Here is a 17,778-nt window from a genome sequence, read left to right on the forward strand (position 1 = left end):
CATGATGGTATCAAAATGGCTTTAACTAAAAAGATCTCAGATATTATTAAAGAAGATACTACGGGTCTTCTTTCTAAACATCCATCATGGCTACGTATTGAATTATGTGATGTAGCTACTATCTTGAATGGGTTTGCATTTCCGTCTTCTTACTTTAACAATAAAGGTATAGGTTTACCTTTAATCAGAATTCGTGATGTAATTGAAGGCCATACAACAACCTATTATAGTGGTAATTATGATGATCTTTATCTGGTTTATAAAAATGAAATTTTAGTAGGGATGGATGGAGATTTTAATTTAGGTTTATGGAAAAGTTTGCCTAGCTTACTCAATCAGCGAGTGTGTAAAATATCACTTAAAAATGATAATACCTACGATAAGCAGTTTTTAATTTATCTTCTCCCACCATATTTAAAGGCTATCAATAATGCCACTTCTTCCATTACTGTAAAGCATCTATCATCTCAAACTCTCAATACACTATTATTACCGCTTCCACCATTAAATGAGCAAAAACGTATCGCTGATAAAATCGATGAGTTATTTAGCGAACTAGATAATGGCATTGAAGAGCTTGAAACAGCTCAGAAGAAATTAGAGCTTTATCGTCAGTCATTATTAAAATCGGCCGTTGAAGGTCAGCTCAGTAAAGAATGGCGTGAAACTCAAACTGAAGTTACTGAGACTGGTAAACATCTATTAGCACGTATTTTAAAAGAACGCCGTGAACATTGGGAACAAGAGAAACTCAAAGAATTTGCGGAGAAAGGTAAAAATCCACCAAAAGATTGGGAGAAAAAATATCCTGAGCCTGTTCAAGCTGATACAGCAAATTTACCTAAATTACCAGAAGGTTGGGTATGGGCTACTTTATCTCAAGTTGGTTGGTTAGACCGCGGAAAATCGCAGTATAGACCACGTAATGCCCCTCACCTTTATGGTGGCGATTATCCATTTATTCAAACTAGTGATATTCGGTATGCTGATACATTTCTTGAAAACTATGAAAAAACCTACAGTGAAGCAGGTTTAGCACAGAGTAGATTATGGCCAATAGGTACAATGTGCATTACTATTGCGGCAAATATTGGTCATACGGCTATTATGAGTTTTGAAGGATGTTTTCCCGACAGTCTCGTAGGTTTTTTAACAACATCTAATGATGTATCAGTGAGATACATTGAATTTTTTATGCGCACTATTCAGCAAAAATTAGAAGATGAAGCCCCAGCAACTGCACAAAAAAATATTAATTTAGACATTTTGTCAAAAGTTGTACTTCCATTACCTCCTTTCAAAGAACAAGTATATCTTGTTGAAGTATTAGACAATCAATTAGAAAAGTTACAACGTCAACATGACACTATTAAAAACTCTATTGAGTCTATTACCAAACAAAAACTAAATATTTTAAAGCAAGCTTTTAATGGAAAGCTTGTCACCCAAGATACGAATGATGAGTCCGCTCTAGTATTATTAGAACGTATTCAACAGCAACGAGAAACTGAAGCTTTAACAAAAAAAGCGACTCCCAAAAAACGTTCAACCCCAAAATTAAAAAAGGAAGTTAGTATGTCTAAAACTATCCTCGATATTCTAAAACAGCAGACAAATTGGATTTCGGGACAAGACTTAGCATCTGCTTTCGGTTTAAGTAACAATAGTGAAATTGAAGATATTGAAAAATTTTACGAAGAACTACGTACACTCAGTTTAAATAACGAAATTTCAATAAAACCAGACTGTGAAAATAGTAAAGAACAAGATCTGATCAAACTCAAGGATAATACAGATGCGTCTTGATTACTTAAAGATCGGGAGCGCTAAGGATAGCCATACCCATCAATTCAAAAATCTAAAAGATGTCTCTATCGACTTTGATGAGAAAGAATGGATCACCGTTGTTATTGGCTGGAATGGTACTGGTAAGTCAAATGTATTAGAAGCTTTAGCTGTAATATTTGGCGATCTACTAGATCTTAAAAAGAAACCTCTATTTTCTTATGAAATCATTTATAAAATTGGTAAAGCCTCAAATCAAAATACTATTAAGATTATCGCTGATCCAGATCTTGATCCAAAAGAACAGCTAAAAATATACATAAAAACTCAAAATTTGATTTCAGCTGACTTAATTCAAACTAAACTATTTGAAGAATCTTCAGATTTAAATTCATCAGATAGCTATTCTGAGCTTAAATTAAATGATTTCTTAGTTGAAGATAGCAACTATCTTCCTAAATATATTTTTAGTTATTATTCTGGTCACTCAGAACGTATGTTCAAGATTTTTGAACCAGCGTTGAAAGATCATTATGAAAAGTTAATGAAGTTTGAACTTTCTGATGAAAACTTTATTCGTAAAAAATTTTATGCATTACCAGAACATAGTCAATTTGTACTTCTATCTTTTCTTTCTCAATTAGATGACTCCTCAATAGGGTTAAAATTTTTAGAAGAACATTTTGGAATTGATCCTGAAAACGCACTTCATTCAGTATTATTTATACTTAGACAGCCACCTTGGAATGGTCAAGCAACTGGAGATAAACGTGTATGGGGAACAGTCGGTGATGCACAAACTTTTCTTTCAAAGCTCTATGATATAAGTTTAGCCCCCATCACATTAAAACAATCTGAGCATCAATATATTTGGTCAAATAAAAAAAAGAGCTTTGAATATAAGTATTTATATCTAAAAGATCCTAATGATATCAAGCAGCTTGGATACACGACTCCCCGAGCCCTCTTCAATGCAATTGAAAGTGTTTTTATTTCTCTATTAATTAAAGAAATTAGAGTCAGGGTCAGACTCAAAAACAATTCAAACAATGTTGTTTTTCAAGAATTAAGTGAAGGTGAACAGCAATTATTGACAGTCTTAGGCCTATTAAAATTCACCGCTGGTGAAGAAAGCTTATTTTTGCTAGACGAACCTGATACCCACCTAAATCCTAAATGGTCGGTAGACTATATTAAGTACTTAAAAATGTTCATCAGTAATGATCAATCTGATGAAGATCAAACCAGCCATATTGTGTTAACAACACATAATCCAATTGCTATCGCAGAGCTTGAAAAGCAACAAATTCAGATTTTACATCGCAAGGATGATCAGAAAATTTATGCTGATCAACCTGATCAAGATCCTAAAGGTATGGGCTACGCTGGAATTATCACGAGTGATATGTTTGGGCTTGGTAGTTCCTTAGATAAAGAAACAAATAATTTATTAATTGAATATCAAAAATTAGTAATCAAACCAAAACCAGATAAAACTGAAGAAGATAAACAGCGACAAAAGGAATTAAGAGAATATCTAGAAAACTTAGATTTTAATTTTGATTCTAAAGATCGAATTAAACAGGAGTTTATGCGAGCTCGTTTCGACTTAATGCATGGAACTAAATATGCAGATGAGCCTATTGTCACAAACGAAAATAAACAAAAAGCTTTAGAAATCTTATTAGATAGTTTATTAGATAATCAATCATGAATTTTATAAATAATACCACATCACCAAGTAACACTAAATTTCACAATGGTGCTGATGAAACCACTACTTATGCTTATAAAGTCATCAATGCTTCAAGTGTACCAAGTACCAATGGAGGGAAATCTCCTAGAGACCAGTTAATTGATAGTGGACACTGGAAAGATTTAAAGCCATGGCTAGCAAATAAGAGTGCTGGAAAATGTTGGTTCTGTGAAGCAAAACAAGTACGTTCTCCTTCTGATGTCGAGCATTTCAGACCAAAAAATAAAGTACACGTTCATGGTAATATTCTCAAATATCCACCGAGTCACCCCAATGCTAATCAAGATTTTGAGGGATATTGGTGGCTCAGCTATAGTTGGCAAAATTTTAGATTGTCTTGCCAAAGATGTAATAGAGAAGAAAAAGATTCAGTAACAAAAATTAAATATGGCAAAGGAAATGAGTTTCCTTTGATTGATGAAAACTCACGTTGTTGGGATTACTCTGCTAATCTTAATACAGAACAACCTTTACTATTAGATCCTTGTGTTCAGTCTGATACTGAGCTTTTATTACATCCTATAAGCGGAGAAATAGTTCCAGCTATTACCGATGTGACAACCATTGAAAATAGAAGAGCAGATTTCACAATTAACCTACTAGGCTTAAATGCTCATGGTGTAAAAGATATCAAACTAGAAATCAGACATACGTTAGAGGCTATGTTGGAGCTTATTTTAGGGAAAGTTAATGTCTCTGCTAAAGTAGACCAAGCGATATCAAATAAACTCAATCCCAATACTGAATATTATACTTTTACCAAAGGTATCATTCTTCAATATCGAGATGAAATACCGTGGTTAGAAAACAAACTATCATCAATGGGCTTATAGGTCTTCCTTAGATATTGATGTATTCTTGACCGAGCTTTTTAGAATTGATTATATTGTAATGAATGCAACTACTTTAATCTCCAAAATTTGGAACTTTTGTCATACTTTACGTGATGATGGCGTTGGTTATGGTGATTATCTAGAACAACTGACATTCTTACTTTTCTTAAAAATGGCTCATGAACAAAAAATAGACAACCCATTTGAGTCAGTTGATATCGGCATTCCTAACGGTTTTGACTGGAACAGTCTCATTAACTTAAAAGGCGCTGAGTTAGAAGACCACTACCTTAAAGTACTTAATAAACTTGGTACAATGTCAGGTATGTTAGGTGCTATTTTCTTTAAAGCACAGAATAAAATACAAGATCCAGCTAAATTACATCGTTTAGTACAGCTTATCAATGAAGATACATGGAGTGGTATTGGGGCTGACGTAAAAGGTGATATGTATGAAGGTCTTTTACAGAAAAATGCAGAAGACACAAAAAGTGGTGCTGGACAGTACTTCACTCCTCGTCCTGTCATCGATGCAATCGTAGAATGTATTCGTCCTCAACCGTTGAAAACCATTGCTGATCCAGCGTGTGGTACAGGTGGCTTTTTTCTTGGTGCACATAAATACCTGTTGGCTCAAAAATTAGATAACAAACAAGCTAAATTTCTTCAAGAAAATACATTCTTTGGTAATGAGATCGTTCCAAGTACAAGACGTCTATGTCTCATGAATCTGTACTTACATAATGTTGGTCACCTTACCGATGAACCATCTATTGTTCGTGCAGATGCTTTAATAAGTGAGCCAACAAAAAAAGCAGACTATGTTTTAGCGAACCCTCCTTTTGGTAAGAAGAGCAGTATGACGGTTACCAACGAGGAAGGTGAAGAAGATAAAGAATCTCTCACCTATGAACGTTCAGACTTTTGGGTAACTACATCAAATAAGCAACTTAATTTTCTCCAGCATATTGTGAGTATGCTAAAAAAAGATGGAAAAGCAGCTGTAGTATTACCAGATAATGTATTGTTCGAAGGTGGTGTTGGTGAACGTGTACGTAAAAAATTACTTGCTGGATGCGATGTACATACCATTTTGCGATTACCAACAGGTATCTTTTATGCAAATGGTGTAAAAGCAAACGTTATTTTCTTCGATAACAAACCTAAATCTGAAAAGATTCAAACGAAAGGAATCTGGTTCTATGATCTTAGGACCAATCAACGATTTACGCTCAAAACTCGTCAATTACGTCAATCTGATTTGAGTGATTTTATTCAGTGTTATAACCCTGAAAATCGCTTTGAACGTCAGGAGACTGAACGATTTAAATATTTCAGCTATGATGAAATCATTGCTCGTGACAAAACCAGTCTAGATATCTTCTGGTTGAAGGACAACAGTTTAGACAATCTTGATGATTTACCCTCACCAGAAGTTCTTCAGCAAGAAATTATTGAGCATTTAGAAGCTGCGTTAGATGCTTTTAAATCCGTTGCTATAAGTTTAAAAAACTAAAATAAAAAGCTAGGCTAATTCGATTAGTCTAGCTTTAATCTCTTTTGCCATTTCTGTTAAATCGATTGTTTGAAACTCTAACAAATAGCCCTGAATTTTCACTTTATCGAATATTTTTTCTCCAACACTTGGATGAAGTAACACTCCTCTTTGAAATACTGGACATCCCTCTTCTTCTTGTGACCTTAGATACGTATATATTTGATAGATATAACCACTCCTGAACTTTTCTCGTCCAAAACGATTGCTTACTAAAATTTTATTAAATTTAGTATCAATGATAGTCGCTTGTCCCGTTTGTCTATTTCTTATAATGATATCAGCCTCCATCTGAGGCAACACATCTGTAATCAATGAATCAGTGTCTAGCTTCCACTGCAATTTTTTGTTATGACTTACATCCCAAACATTAGCAGGTAAATTTTTAGAATAAAATCCATAAACTGCTTTCTCAAATAGTTTTCTTAGCCACTCCTCACTCATTTCCTCTAAATTCGGAATTAAATGATTTCCTTTTTGCATTGTAGGAATTTTTAGTTCATTTAGCAGCTGACATGTTTGGAGAAGGGCCTGTTCAGAATAGTCAAAATGTCCGAATCGATCTGATCTAAGGTCATAGTTTTGAATTAGTGGACAAGTTACTCCTAGTCCTTCAAGAATATTAATATTTTGTAAAAGCCTCTCTTTAACCCCCTCTATGCCTTTTAAGAAAAGTGCATTTTTTAAAGTTATAAGTACATATTGGTATCGTGGGATATTTAGAGTAAGCTCATCATAAGAACAATTGACCTGTCCTCTTTGCATCAACATCTTACTTTCAGTTATTAAAAAGTTAATACTGCCTCGTACACGAGTTAAATTTTCACTTCTAGTAATATAATTACTTGAAAATCCTTTAGAAATATTCTTATCAAATTGATTGCATAATAACTCTAATATAACGGTATATAAGTCTTCAAGATTTTCCTCAATGTTAAAAAATTTATCTTCAGAAGTTTTGTAGACTTCTGATGCATAAAGAATTAATAACCAAACATTTTTTATAGGTATGCCATATTTAGTGATGTAATGGTAGTGGATATCTAACATGCTACTTAGATATCCTTTAATTCATTACAAAAATTTGAAACTTGAGACTCATTGTCTGGCCAATAATCTAACAACAATGGCTTGATTTCTGACTCTACAATATCATCAAGCCACTCTTGTATACTTGAAAAGGTTTGAACTGATGTAAAGAAACTATGACCTATGCAGAATGGTTTACCTAAGCGAGGATCTTTTTTAATTACATTATTTAATTCCTCAATATTAAAACGTAACTTTTGGAGTTGTTCTGAAGTTACTTGAACAACATTTTCCTTAACAACTTTCATCCAAACTTCATTAAAAGTTGGTTCCAACTCTTCAAAAGCAAAACGTCTTCGAAATGCTAAATCTAGTTTGGCCAATGAACGATCAGCAATATTCATTGTGCCTAATACATAAACATTCTCAGGTACATAAATTTTTTCATTTTTATCTTTTTTATAAATTAACTCTAATGAATATTGATGAGTTCGTTTTGAGTTTTCTATTAGCGTCAACATTTCACCAAATATCTGCGAAGGATTTCCTCTGTTAACTTCCTCTATTAAAATAACAAAGTTTTGTGAAGGGTTATGACGTGCTCGATTTATCAATTCAAGAAAAGGACCATCAACAAGTTGTAATTTTCCGTCAGAATTAGGCCTCCAACCTCTAACAAAATCCTCGTACGAGGTGGTCGGATGGAACTGAACATGAATAAAATTTTCTTTATTATGCCCAACAATATATTCCGCTAACTGTTTTGCAATCCAAGTTTTGCCAGTACCTGTTGCCCCTTGGAAAATAACATTCTTTTTTGACTTAATTCTACGAACAATCTGGCTGAGTCTTTCTTCCTCAATAAAACATTGATTAGCAACAATATCAGTTAAAGATATCTCAAACTCTTCAATGATTAATGATTCATCAGCAATTTCATCTTGTTCTAAGATATCAGGGTCATAAGCTTTAATACTTAACTCAGGAAAACTTTTTACAATGGAATTATCATTTTCAAACATTGTTTTGAGACTACTAATCAATCCTAAATAATTCTTACCATCTATAGTTTTCTTAATACCACTATATGGAATTTTAACTTTTAATTCTTCTTCAATAAACTTACGGGAACTACCATCTAGACTTAAATAATCCCATGGCCGTATCCAAAACAATGCCATCGTAATATTCCAACCAATACCCTTTTGCTTTAAAAGGTTGTTATAAGAATCTATAAATATCTGTGTTGCTTGAACAGTATCTTCTCCATCTGCAAACAAAATTGATGATTCAAAGAAATTCCATAAATTTTGTACATCGTTGGGCTGCTGAAATTGTTCATAAGAGAAGAACCAAGATTTCATGTTATTTAAAACTGGAACCCCATCAAAATCAGTAGGCAACTCTGACTCTATAGACAAAACTTGTGCTAAATCAGCGGCAATTGCTTTTCTATTAGCAATAGTCATTTGCCTATTAATCATACCCACCACAGTAAATGGACAAATATCATTCAATTTTTTATTCAATAAATAAGATAAATTATGTTTTTCAGCAATAAGCTTAATTTTCTCGACTAAAGTAGTTCTATTCTGTTTATATATTAATAGTTTATTAGATAAATCAACCAAAAATGGCGCCCAAGTAATTTCTTTCTTAATAATATCTCCAAAACGATTCTTCCAATATGGCTCATTTCGGAAGAAATCTAAATCTTGAGTTCTATTTCCAAAAGTAAAATCAATTAATTTTTTAGCATAGTCAGATTCATACTTAACTTCCCATAAAGTTGTTCTATTCGTATAAAAATACCACTCTTTAGGTTGCTTAAATACTTCCCAATCTACATCTACGAAGTGACCATCATTACGGTTTGCTGTTATAGTCCCAATAGCTTTAATAGCCATTACTGAAACGAAATTACCTCTACTATCAAATGGCAGTCCATTTTTACGAACATAACTGGACTTGATAGCTATTTTATCCCCTACTTTCATTGACTGGACTTTATCTGTTAACTCATTTTCGTATCCATTTTCCCAAATCCTTTGACTAATAAAGCGCTCAAATTGATCTTCATTGCGACCAAAGGTTGCTCCCACGAACCAATAAGTTACAGTTGATTTATACAGTTGGTTTTCAATATTATTTAAAGCCATTTTTTCTTACTAATTTAATGCAAATTAATAAATTATATATTCTTTTAACTTTAAACTCATAATTTTGAATAAAAGCAAACTTATTATTTTTTAATAAAATATTAATTTAAAGCCAATAAAAAACCCCGAAACTTACGTTTCAGGGTTTTTCACGAATTTTGGTGGGATGGCGTCAATTGAACTGATAAAACAAATAATTGTTTTTTAAAGTTAATTTCAATTCAAAAAATAACAGTGTACACAATAGTGTACAAATTATTTGTTACTAGGGCATTTCTCTGAGTTTAGTTGTCATGCTGGGTGACGAACTCAGGAGTTAAAAACACTCCTTTTAGTGGATCGGATTATGAGGCTCGTTATTTGGCTTTAATAAATTTATTGAGCGCAAAACCATATTTGGTGATTGGATTTTAAATCTTGAATTAACTTAGCCGTTCAAGTGGCTGATTAAGAAGCTTGGTCGCGTTTTAAGTGTGAGCAAGTTATAAAAATCACGAAATACTTTCGATTGCAGATACGTGCATCCAGTCGCGTGTACATTGCCGAAGTTGAGGATTTAGATGGTGGGGGGTATCCCTATGTTCAGGTTATTTGCAGAAGTAAACCGCCCGAATAATCGCACTGTAGCTCTATTGGGATTTTAAGCCTTAAAACCATATTTGAAGCATCCCTCTCGCGCGCGCGTGTTTGTTGCAAAACGCGATTTTGCGCTTTGTTGAATACCGTTGCTCAATTTTGAGCTTTGCTTTTAAAACATGGATTTAGCCAACGCAATTTTGCGCTCACCTTTGGTTTCAAATGTTAATCCGGCATTGGACGCACCTAAAACCCGATAAAACCTTATCAATTCTTATCATTTGCTCTTAATAAAACGTAATCTTTTATCTAGGTAGCTACTACGAATTTCTCGTAGTAAGGCACTGTATTTAAAACGTGGAATTGTTTTTTAACTTTCGCCAGTGATGAAGCTTAATAGACATGTTTCCCTTGATGTACCTTGATGAAATGAGATTCCTTAAAATAGCGATAAACCTTGTTGTATATAGCTTCAAGGTCATTTTAATGGTCTTTCTACTGGTGTCCTATCAAGGATAGCTGAATAAACGTTGTAAAGAATAATTTAAGGCCGTTTTGTTTTACGTAGTTTTACGAAATCAATTTCATTAAATTCCTGTATGCCTTGCTATGACTGGCATAGATGGCATTTTTCATAAATACGCCGTAAAGCAAAAATTAATTAGATGAAATAAGCCATTCACGTTGATGGAATAGAAAACTATCCATGTTTTTAGGCATGTTTTTTAATTGATTACTGGGGAATATTGCATGCCCCTAGAACGACAAATCCGCTTTACTTGTTGGACGTAGTTGGACAAAACAAGGTTCTAGTTGAATCGCTATACTCCCTATATAGCTTAGATTTGAGTTGGTTTTTTAAGGGCTTTTTAGTTTGCCTTGTCCAACAAGATTTAAGGCTATTTTGTGATACGTAATGCTATAGATTAAGAGATATAGAAATCTCCCTATTAGATTTCAAATCTATAAGGGTGAATTTCCGATTCAACAACCTAAATTTGTTATACGTAGTTATACGGATTTACCTTGACATACCTTGACGAAATACAGTTTTAATAAAATGGCTGTAACGCCTACATATAAAGGCTTTAGCATGGTTTTTATAGTGCTTTGTAGTCGGTTGCTGTCAAGGTAAATCAAAGGTGTGTCGTATATCTAAATTTTCCCTTTCTTGTACGACGTAGAACGACAAAACAGGGGGTATGAATAAACTACAATCCAAAATAGAGGACTTTTTTATACTGTGTAATTGAACATCTCTTAATATTCAATTTCTATTCAGCTTCACAGAATAGATTCTTTTACATCAACTGCTTGATTAGTAATTTCTTTCAAAAGAGCTTCTAATTTTTTAAATTTTTCATCATATTTTTGAAAATTTTCTAAACGATTTTTTTGGTTATACTCACTTTCAATTGAATTTTTATCTCGAGCTATTCTGAAAGAAAAATACTCTAATATATGTAAGTCATCTAAAATTTTACTAGCTAAGTTATCAAAGGTAACTATCAATTCTTGATAAACATTTATTTTTTCATTTTTTATTAAAAATTTACCATTCATTCTTCTTAATTCTATAAGTTCCCATAATAATCTTTGACGATCCTCTCTATTTCTAAATTCGTTCGTAGTTATCTCTTTTTCCATGATAATTTTAGCATGATAAAAACCAAACCCATTTTTAATATGGAATGATAAGTCATTTAAATCATCTAAAAGCTGAAGTGTACTTTTTATTTTGTGTTCACTCCGCCAATCACTAAAAAGAACAAATGCAGCTACCGGCGCAAGGAAGGCAGCACCTAAAGTAAGAGCATCTTTTATAACGTCATATGCAACAGATCGATTAAAGTCATACTCATAAATTGGGTAATTGCTTTTCAGAAAGAATGCCATCACCATGTACGAGAATATCCCTATAACAGTCCAAAATCCGACTTGCCTTATCTGTTTTTCTAAAGTTTTCTTTTTCATAAATTCCCCTTCGTATTTCAAGATACCAGTCCCATGCAAAAGGATACCCCCATTTCATAGTACCGGTATCTTTTGGCGGTACTGGCTTCCGGTAAGAGCCCCATGGCATATCAAATGTAACCCTTTCGGATTTTAAATCTGATAGGGATGTATTCAACTTATTGTTATCAAAACAAAGCTCAAAATTGAGCATCCATGCCAGGTGAATATAATGTGTTGTTTTTACAGGTAAACGCAAAAGTGCGTTTTGTCTAATTAGACTGCACCGATCTAAAGCTGCTTATTCAGTTATCACGATTTCCATGATAGTTGAACCTGCATGGTGATAATGACCATTCAGCTATCTAATGAGATATGGTCACATAATTTTTAACATGTATTAAGGCCATCAATTAACTATTGAATAATAGTAAGCCGTCCCTTTGCTTATACTTTTTTAATATTAAATTTCAATTCTTTGAATTTGCTATGTAAACATACTGTGTATTGATATCACTACATGAGTAGGCCAAAAAATAATTGTAATAGCTGACCTCAACGCTATTTTTATACTAATACTAAGCGTTAAATTATATAAATAAATCTTATTAGAGATATGGTTTAATTATTAAGTTACCTTTCAATAACTTAAGATATCGAAATCAAAATGACTGATGATCAAAAACATGACACTGATGATGTACGTGAAATAATAGCATCCACATTGGACATAGCTGAAGAAAGAGCTATGTCTTTAAAAGAGTTTCAGCGAATCTTTAAGACTGTGGGTAGGAACTTAAGTGGTCGCAAATTTTCTGATTTACAGCAAAAATTATCAGCTATTTATGATTTGGAAAAATTAGAAAAGTTACAAGAAAAAATATCAGATACTGTTAATAGACATATCTTATTTGATGACAAATTTATTACTGTTTATCAAAATGTGAAAAATATTGCTGAAATTAAACAAAAATTAGATTCAACTTTTGAAAGCCATCAGCCAGATCTTGAAGTAGAGTCACAAGTAAACAAAAGAACTTTTTATCCATTTCAAAGATATGACATCCGAGAAGATCTAATTATTTCATATCAATTTTCCCAAGTACGAGAATTAACAGTTAGACAAGAAATCGATACGGATGATCTAAAAGATAGTATTAGTGAATTGTATAGCTCTGTTTTTGGCTTTAAAACTACAGAGTTAAGATGCTTTGATTCAGTGATACTAGATGAGGAGCGGAGTCTATTAATTATTTTAGTAGATCTAGCTAGAGTTATGCCAAGGAATGAACTTAACGTAATTCATAGCAATTTTTCTCATTTCATTAAAAAAGAATTAGGTTTAGAAATCATGCAAAAATATGATTTTCTAGCTGCCCCATTAGATTTATTTCCATGTATTCAAAAATTTTATGATGAGACTGTCGATAATATCAGTGGTGTAACAGAGATCTATTTCACAACTACTGAAGGTACAGCTCATCACGAAAAATTACGTGGAGCTAGCGTTGATATCAGACAAGTTGTGTATCATGAATCTGGTGTTAATGGTTTAAAAAATACAGAAGTTGACGGTGTGAAACTTGATGAAACTATTACACCGTATCGGATAAGTAAAAAATACTATAATAGGGATATAGAAATTTCATTAAATAGTAGCTATAACGCTTTAAGTAATATTAATGGTAGCCATCTTTACAACGCATTTGTAATTGGTAGCCGATCTTATGAGGATATTGAGTTTGTTCTCAATAAGCTTTTAACATTAAGGTAATTTGACAATGACACGCTCTCAATATTTGTTAGAGCTAAAGCAAAATTTAGAGTTTCAGTTGAAAGATGTCTCAGCTGAAATGTTGAGTGCGTGTCTTAAAATGATTGATTACATTTCGATTGCCCCATCCAAGAAAAACCATCTAACTTTTGCAGACCTTTACAAGCGCGTAGATTCATCCACTTCAGAAGATATTTTCTATAGTGCTGTATTTTTTCTAACAAAAGACAACATTGATGTTCTGTCGCAAAAATTTGAAGCTTATAATTCCTTAGTTAGTCGATTTGAAATAGTTGATGATGCTGATGATGTAAGTGGGATATTAGATTCTATTACCACTGGCGAATACATCCATCCTTTGAATGGGGAGGTCTTAACAGCTGAAGAGTTTAATCAACAAGTGCTAACTTTCTTTTCCCCATCAATATTATTTGTGAGTAATTTGAATGCTCACTAACCCAGGCTTATTAGATCCTCGGGTTATTAAATTTATGACTCGACTACAACCAACATCCTATCAGGCCTTCATAGATTGTCTTTATACTGATTTAGATGAAATTTTAAGAGAGATACAGGCGAGTCGAAAAATAATAGCCCAAAAATATCCTATAAGTGATGCGAATAAAGAGGCGCTAAAAGTATTTGAAGATGATATTAATACTCAAATAGTTAGAGACTTAAAGATCTTAAATTATGACGCTGCTCATGATAAATTTGATAATGGTCATGTAGATATTCATGTGGAATTATCTGGTTATCCATATAAATGGTTTGGTGAGTCTAAAATATGGAATGGTGTCACAAAAATTGATGGCGGATTCAAGCAACTATTAGAAGACTACTCCACTGGAGAAAAAAATGAAAAATGTGGTGGTGTATTAATTTATGTTGTTAATACGACCCAATCGACAAATAAAATTTTAAGAGCATGGTATAACGAGTTAGAGGCTGCAGGAAATGATCCAGCCCGTAATACAAATTTGGAGGGACTTGAACTAACTTGGCCACATGATGACATTAATCTTTTCTATAGTACTCAAGTACACCCACATTCTGGTTTAAGTGGATATAAGGTAAGGCACTGTGTGTTAAACCTAAAGTCTATTCGAAAGCCAGCAGATAAGATCAAAAAACCAAAAAAAACTAAAAAGTAGAAATATCTTAAGCCTCCTTAATTAAAATAAAATTTATAAATCACTAATAAAAGCTCTCCATATTTAGGGAGCTTTCGATCAAAGCAATTGCATCTCATCTGCTCGAATCTCGGTTATTTCCTTTTCCGCCCCTTTGCTGTCCTTCCACTTCCTTGTACGCAATGAGCCTTCGATATACACCTTTCCGCCTTTCTTGAGGTACTTACTGGCAATCTCGGCTAAACGGTTGCTGGTGGTGATTCTATGCCACTCTGTAGCTTCTTTACGCTCACCTGTGGTCTTGTCTTTCCAAAACTCAGTAGTTGCAACGCTGAATGTCGTAACGCTGCCACCGTTGGAAAATTGTTTAGTTTCAGGGTTAAGACCTAACACACCCATGACAGTAACTTTCTTTACGTTTGGCATTGTTCAATCTCTTAATATGCTTGTACTTGTATATGTGTAATTTTAGGTGGACATGGTGGACAAAGTGGACATTCACTTCTATATACATGATTTTAAATAATTAAATCTGTCCACCCATAGGAAAAACAACATATAAAAAAAGTGGACATTAAAATCATAGTAGGTGGACAAGATATATTTACCTTGAATCATGTCCACCTTATGTCCACCTATTAAAATATGTATATTTATATAAAGTGGACATAATAATATCTATATATAGCAATACATTAACTATAAATATTTTCTTTATGTCCACTATGTCCACATCGTCCACCCTATAAAATCTATTTTCAGATTTCACTATCTGAGTTCTGCATGGCCTCAGTGCTAAAGTGCATCATTCTCGGCCGTGTGCCGTCAGGTAGATTGACGCTAGACTTTTTCACATATAGTTTCTTGCCTCCCTCGATAAACTCTTTAATCCAGCCATGTTTGATTAAGACTTTTTTAACATTCGCCTCGTTCATGCCTATGCACATTTCCTTTTTAAACATGGTCGGCGATACAAGATAGACTTTATCATCAGGATCGTAATACCCAACGCGGTTATGAGTGCGCGGACGGATTACTTCGCCGTCTGCCTGTCTGATTACGGTTAAGTCTTCAAAACGGCTCGTTCCGTTGGATTCAAAAAAGGCTTTGATATGTTCAAGAATCTTTGTTTCTTCCATATTCTCGCCACCGCCTAGACTATTTAGCCAAGTATTAAAACATTGCGCTACGGCTTCAAATGCGCGTCCTTGCTGCCAGCTTGTAATGCCTGCCAGTGTTGCCAGCTCTCCAGCCACCGCCACCAATGCAAAACGGCGTAAAACGCGGTTAGCTTGTCCGTTCTTTGCTTGGGTGTGCTGCTCAATAAAGCTGTCTAGTAATTTCTGGGCCTGCTGCATTACTACATCTTTATCACTGGTCAGATACTCAAGCCATTTGATGCCAGCATGTCCGTAATGCTTCGCAGCAAGCTCATTAATGCGGTTGCCCAAATCGCTTGAATTGCTGCCATAGTTGACACATTCAAATACGCCGTATCCTTTGCCTGCATCACTAGGGATATGGGCGAACCTAAGCAATAAACCTGCATCTAGCTCGATACCGCCACGCCGTAAATGTTCCTCGAGGGTGACTTCGCCAGTGGACGTATACATCAAGTTGAATTGCTTAGAATCCCTATTTTTGCCTGTCTTGCTGCTTCGTGATTTACCTTGCCCACCAGTAAGCATATAAACAATATCCGACACGGCCTTAGGGGGCGCCTGTCGCAATTCATCAAGATTTAGAAAGCTATCGTTTCTTAATTCGGCTTCGTTCTCCAGGGCATTGTCTGTGGTGCGCCATTGTTTCGATACTTCTCTAGGATTGCCCCACACGCTACACGCTGCTTTTGTAATGGTACTTTTTCCATCGGTAGATGAGCCATAGATATGAAAGCCACCACTCTCTAAGTTTAATGGCGCAACCAATTGTCCCGAAAATGCACAAGAAAACGCCAGTACACCCAGTGCATGAGGCTCTATCAAGCGGCTTAGTTCTTGCCATCCTGCAAGGCTGCCATGCACGGCGTAGGGGTTTTTCATTTCACTATTAAATAAAAGTTCTTCTCCGCTAGAATCGCCATATGTTTTGCTTGGCGTAACGTATGAATGACCATGCCATCCGGTACGGTCAACACATCGAAAACGCTTTTCTATTGGATAGTCCTGAATGTAGTTAATAAATACATTCTTCTTATTTGGTTGTCGTGGTGGCATTAATCCATGATTGGCAATGATCTTTAATGCTTCTTGTGCTTCACCCATGAAATGCTCATAGGGAATGAGTAACGTATGCTGAACATTGTCTTTATCATTAAACTGAATTACACGCTTCCAGTTATTATTATTCAAGCTTCTGGCTTCACCTAATATAATTGCTGAATCAGATATTCTGGTTCTAGTACGTTTAATACCGCCTTCTCCATCATCATGTTCCTTCACTAGATATAAGCCATCCATAAGGATATTTAAATATTCGCCTTCCTTGATCTTAAATGGTTTAGCTAAGTGTCCTTTTGCCAGGCTCTTGGCTTGATCTATCGCCACCTTAATCATGCTGTCTAGCTCATCTTGAAGCATAGCAATGTTTGGAGGTTCAGGAATAAATGCCATTTTGACATCCATACCACTGTAACGCCGTTGTATAGCATCTTGCTGATGGACTGGGGCTATCACACATAGATCAGCATGTGCTTGCATCAATGTCTTGAGGGTATAAGCATTAATCTTATCTGATTGATACGGTGCATAGATTGGATACGCTGTTTTAAATGCAAGATGAATGTCATCCGTCACAATCAAAGGTAATTCATTCAACTTTGACCGGTTGAAATACAAACCGCCATGGCCGAAAACAATATCCTTAAAACCTTTAATAGTTGGGTTAGTGAATACTGCACCTGTAGGCTGTAAATGCTCGTTGTATAGATCAAATACGGCTAAACCATATAGGGCATTATCATCAGCTTCTCCATATTGGGTGGCTTTCTCAATCACTGAACGGCGGATTTCTACAGGACAACCACCCACCATTTCAGCCATTGCACCGTGTAGTGGATTATTGTTAAATAATGGGACTGTATGTTCTTCAAGTGCTTCAATTATTGAATGACTTGCACCATTGCCCACTTCCTCCAGTGGGCTTTGTTGTGTTTGCGGGGTAATATTTGAAATGCTGCCCTCAAACATATCAGGCTTGGTATCCCAAGCGGGTTTAATGTTCATT

Annotated in this window: 12 protein-coding genes; 7 read left to right on the top strand and 5 right to left on the bottom strand. The window is 34.5% G+C overall.

Annotated features, from left to right (window positions below; translation table 11 throughout):
• Window positions 1-15: 15 nt before the first annotated feature.
• The 4 genes from SOI76_RS13900 to SOI76_RS13915 are packed head-to-tail and all read left to right on the top strand — an operon-like array spanning window position 16 to window position 5,890.
• Entirely contained in the window at window positions 16-1,806 is a 1,791-nt protein-coding gene (locus tag SOI76_RS13900) for a restriction endonuclease subunit S (RefSeq protein ID WP_104079293.1), read from the top strand.
• Window positions 1,796-3,499 (top strand): AAA family ATPase, encoded by a 1,704-nt coding sequence (locus tag SOI76_RS13905; RefSeq protein ID WP_104079292.1) that lies wholly within the window; start codon window positions 1,796-1,798, stop codon window positions 3,497-3,499. The genes SOI76_RS13900 and SOI76_RS13905 overlap by 11 nt, the downstream gene beginning before the upstream one ends.
• Window positions 3,496-4,374, top strand: a complete 879-nt coding sequence (locus SOI76_RS13910; protein WP_104079291.1) for a hypothetical protein — start codon at window positions 3,496-3,498, stop codon at window positions 4,372-4,374. Before SOI76_RS13905 ends, SOI76_RS13910 begins: the two co-directional genes overlap by 4 nt.
• A gap of 58 nt (window positions 4,375-4,432) precedes the next feature.
• A complete protein-coding gene (locus tag SOI76_RS13915; protein ID WP_104079290.1) occupies window positions 4,433-5,890 on the top strand; it encodes a type I restriction-modification system subunit M in 1,458 nt (485 codons plus the stop codon).
• 9 nt (window positions 5,891-5,899) lie between these two features.
• Here the strand turns inward: SOI76_RS13915 and SOI76_RS13920 are convergent, their stop codons facing one another.
• From SOI76_RS13920 to SOI76_RS13930, 3 genes are all read right to left on the bottom strand, one after another.
• Window positions 5,900-6,979 (bottom strand): 5-methylcytosine restriction system specificity protein McrC, encoded by a 1,080-nt coding sequence (locus SOI76_RS13920; protein WP_104079289.1) that lies wholly within the window; start codon window positions 6,977-6,979, stop codon window positions 5,900-5,902.
• A gap of 5 nt (window positions 6,980-6,984) precedes the next feature.
• Window positions 6,985-9,117, bottom strand: a complete 2,133-nt coding sequence (locus SOI76_RS13925; protein ID WP_205668387.1) for an McrB family protein — start codon at window positions 9,115-9,117, stop codon at window positions 6,985-6,987.
• Window positions 9,118-10,977: 1,860 nt separating this feature from the next.
• Window positions 10,978-11,667: a hypothetical protein gene (locus SOI76_RS13930; RefSeq protein WP_068523863.1), complete on the bottom strand. Its 690-nt coding sequence runs from the start codon at window positions 11,665-11,667 to the stop codon at window positions 10,978-10,980.
• Window positions 11,668-12,313: 646 nt separating this feature from the next.
• On the opposite strand from SOI76_RS13930, the gene SOI76_RS13935 reads away from it, so the two are divergent.
• Genes SOI76_RS13935 through SOI76_RS13945 form a run of 3 tightly spaced genes read left to right on the top strand, consistent with a single transcriptional unit; the run spans window position 12,314 to window position 14,574 of the window.
• On the top strand, window positions 12,314-13,420 hold the full coding sequence (locus SOI76_RS13935; RefSeq protein WP_032023363.1) for a hypothetical protein: 1,107 nt from the start codon (window positions 12,314-12,316) through the stop codon (window positions 13,418-13,420).
• A 7-nt stretch (window positions 13,421-13,427) separates the two neighbouring features.
• The gene (locus SOI76_RS13940; RefSeq protein ID WP_032023364.1) at window positions 13,428-13,877 is read left to right on the top strand and encodes a hypothetical protein; all 450 of its coding nucleotides are present in this window, start codon (window positions 13,428-13,430) and stop codon (window positions 13,875-13,877) included.
• Window positions 13,878-13,911: 34 nt separating this feature from the next.
• Window positions 13,912-14,574, top strand: a complete 663-nt coding sequence (locus SOI76_RS13945; protein ID WP_223154297.1) for a hypothetical protein — start codon at window positions 13,912-13,914, stop codon at window positions 14,572-14,574.
• A 78-nt stretch (window positions 14,575-14,652) separates the two neighbouring features.
• Here SOI76_RS13945 and ssb read toward each other — a convergent pair whose 3' ends face one another.
• The gene (gene ssb / locus SOI76_RS13950) at window positions 14,653-14,979 is read right to left on the bottom strand and encodes a single-stranded DNA-binding protein (RefSeq protein ID WP_058222113.1); all 327 of its coding nucleotides are present in this window, start codon (window positions 14,977-14,979) and stop codon (window positions 14,653-14,655) included.
• A gap of 332 nt (window positions 14,980-15,311) precedes the next feature.
• Complete coding sequence (locus tag SOI76_RS13955; protein WP_086377480.1) at window positions 15,312-17,777, bottom strand: DUF927 domain-containing protein; 2,466 nt, start codon at window positions 17,775-17,777, stop codon at window positions 15,312-15,314.
• Between the last annotated feature and the right edge of the window lies 1 nt (window position 17,778).

The sequence above is a fragment of the Acinetobacter pittii genome (genome assembly GCF_034064985.1).
Lineage (GTDB): Bacteria > Pseudomonadota > Gammaproteobacteria > Pseudomonadales > Moraxellaceae > Acinetobacter > Acinetobacter pittii_H.

What these genes read in the sequence shown, in the direction of transcription:
- SOI76_RS13905 (WP_104079292.1), top strand. Translation starts at nt 1,796, where the DNA reads ATGCGTCTTGATTACTTAAAGATCGGGAGCGCTAAGGATAGCCATACC.
- SOI76_RS13955 (WP_086377480.1), bottom strand. Translation starts at nt 17,777, where the DNA reads ATGAACATTAAACCCGCTTGGGATACCAAGCCTGATATGTTTGAGGGC.
- SOI76_RS13945 (WP_223154297.1), top strand. Translation starts at nt 13,912, where the DNA reads ATGACTCGACTACAACCAACATCCTATCAGGCCTTCATAGATTGTCTT.
- SOI76_RS13915 (WP_104079290.1), top strand. Translation starts at nt 4,433, where the DNA reads ATGAATGCAACTACTTTAATCTCCAAAATTTGGAACTTTTGTCATACT.
- SOI76_RS13925 (WP_205668387.1), bottom strand. Translation starts at nt 9,117, where the DNA reads ATGGCTTTAAATAATATTGAAAACCAACTGTATAAATCAACTGTAACT.
- SOI76_RS13900 (WP_104079293.1), top strand. Translation starts at nt 16, where the DNA reads ATGGCTTTAACTAAAAAGATCTCAGATATTATTAAAGAAGATACTACG.
- SOI76_RS13910 (WP_104079291.1), top strand. Translation starts at nt 3,496, where the DNA reads ATGAATTTTATAAATAATACCACATCACCAAGTAACACTAAATTTCAC.
- SOI76_RS13920 (WP_104079289.1), bottom strand. Translation starts at nt 6,979, where the DNA reads ATGTTAGATATCCACTACCATTACATCACTAAATATGGCATACCTATA.
- SOI76_RS13930 (WP_068523863.1), bottom strand. Translation starts at nt 11,667, where the DNA reads ATGAAAAAGAAAACTTTAGAAAAACAGATAAGGCAAGTCGGATTTTGG.
- ssb (WP_058222113.1), bottom strand. Translation starts at nt 14,979, where the DNA reads ATGCCAAACGTAAAGAAAGTTACTGTCATGGGTGTGTTAGGTCTTAAC.
- SOI76_RS13940 (WP_032023364.1), top strand. Translation starts at nt 13,428, where the DNA reads ATGACACGCTCTCAATATTTGTTAGAGCTAAAGCAAAATTTAGAGTTT.
- SOI76_RS13935 (WP_032023363.1), top strand. Translation starts at nt 12,314, where the DNA reads ATGACTGATGATCAAAAACATGACACTGATGATGTACGTGAAATAATA.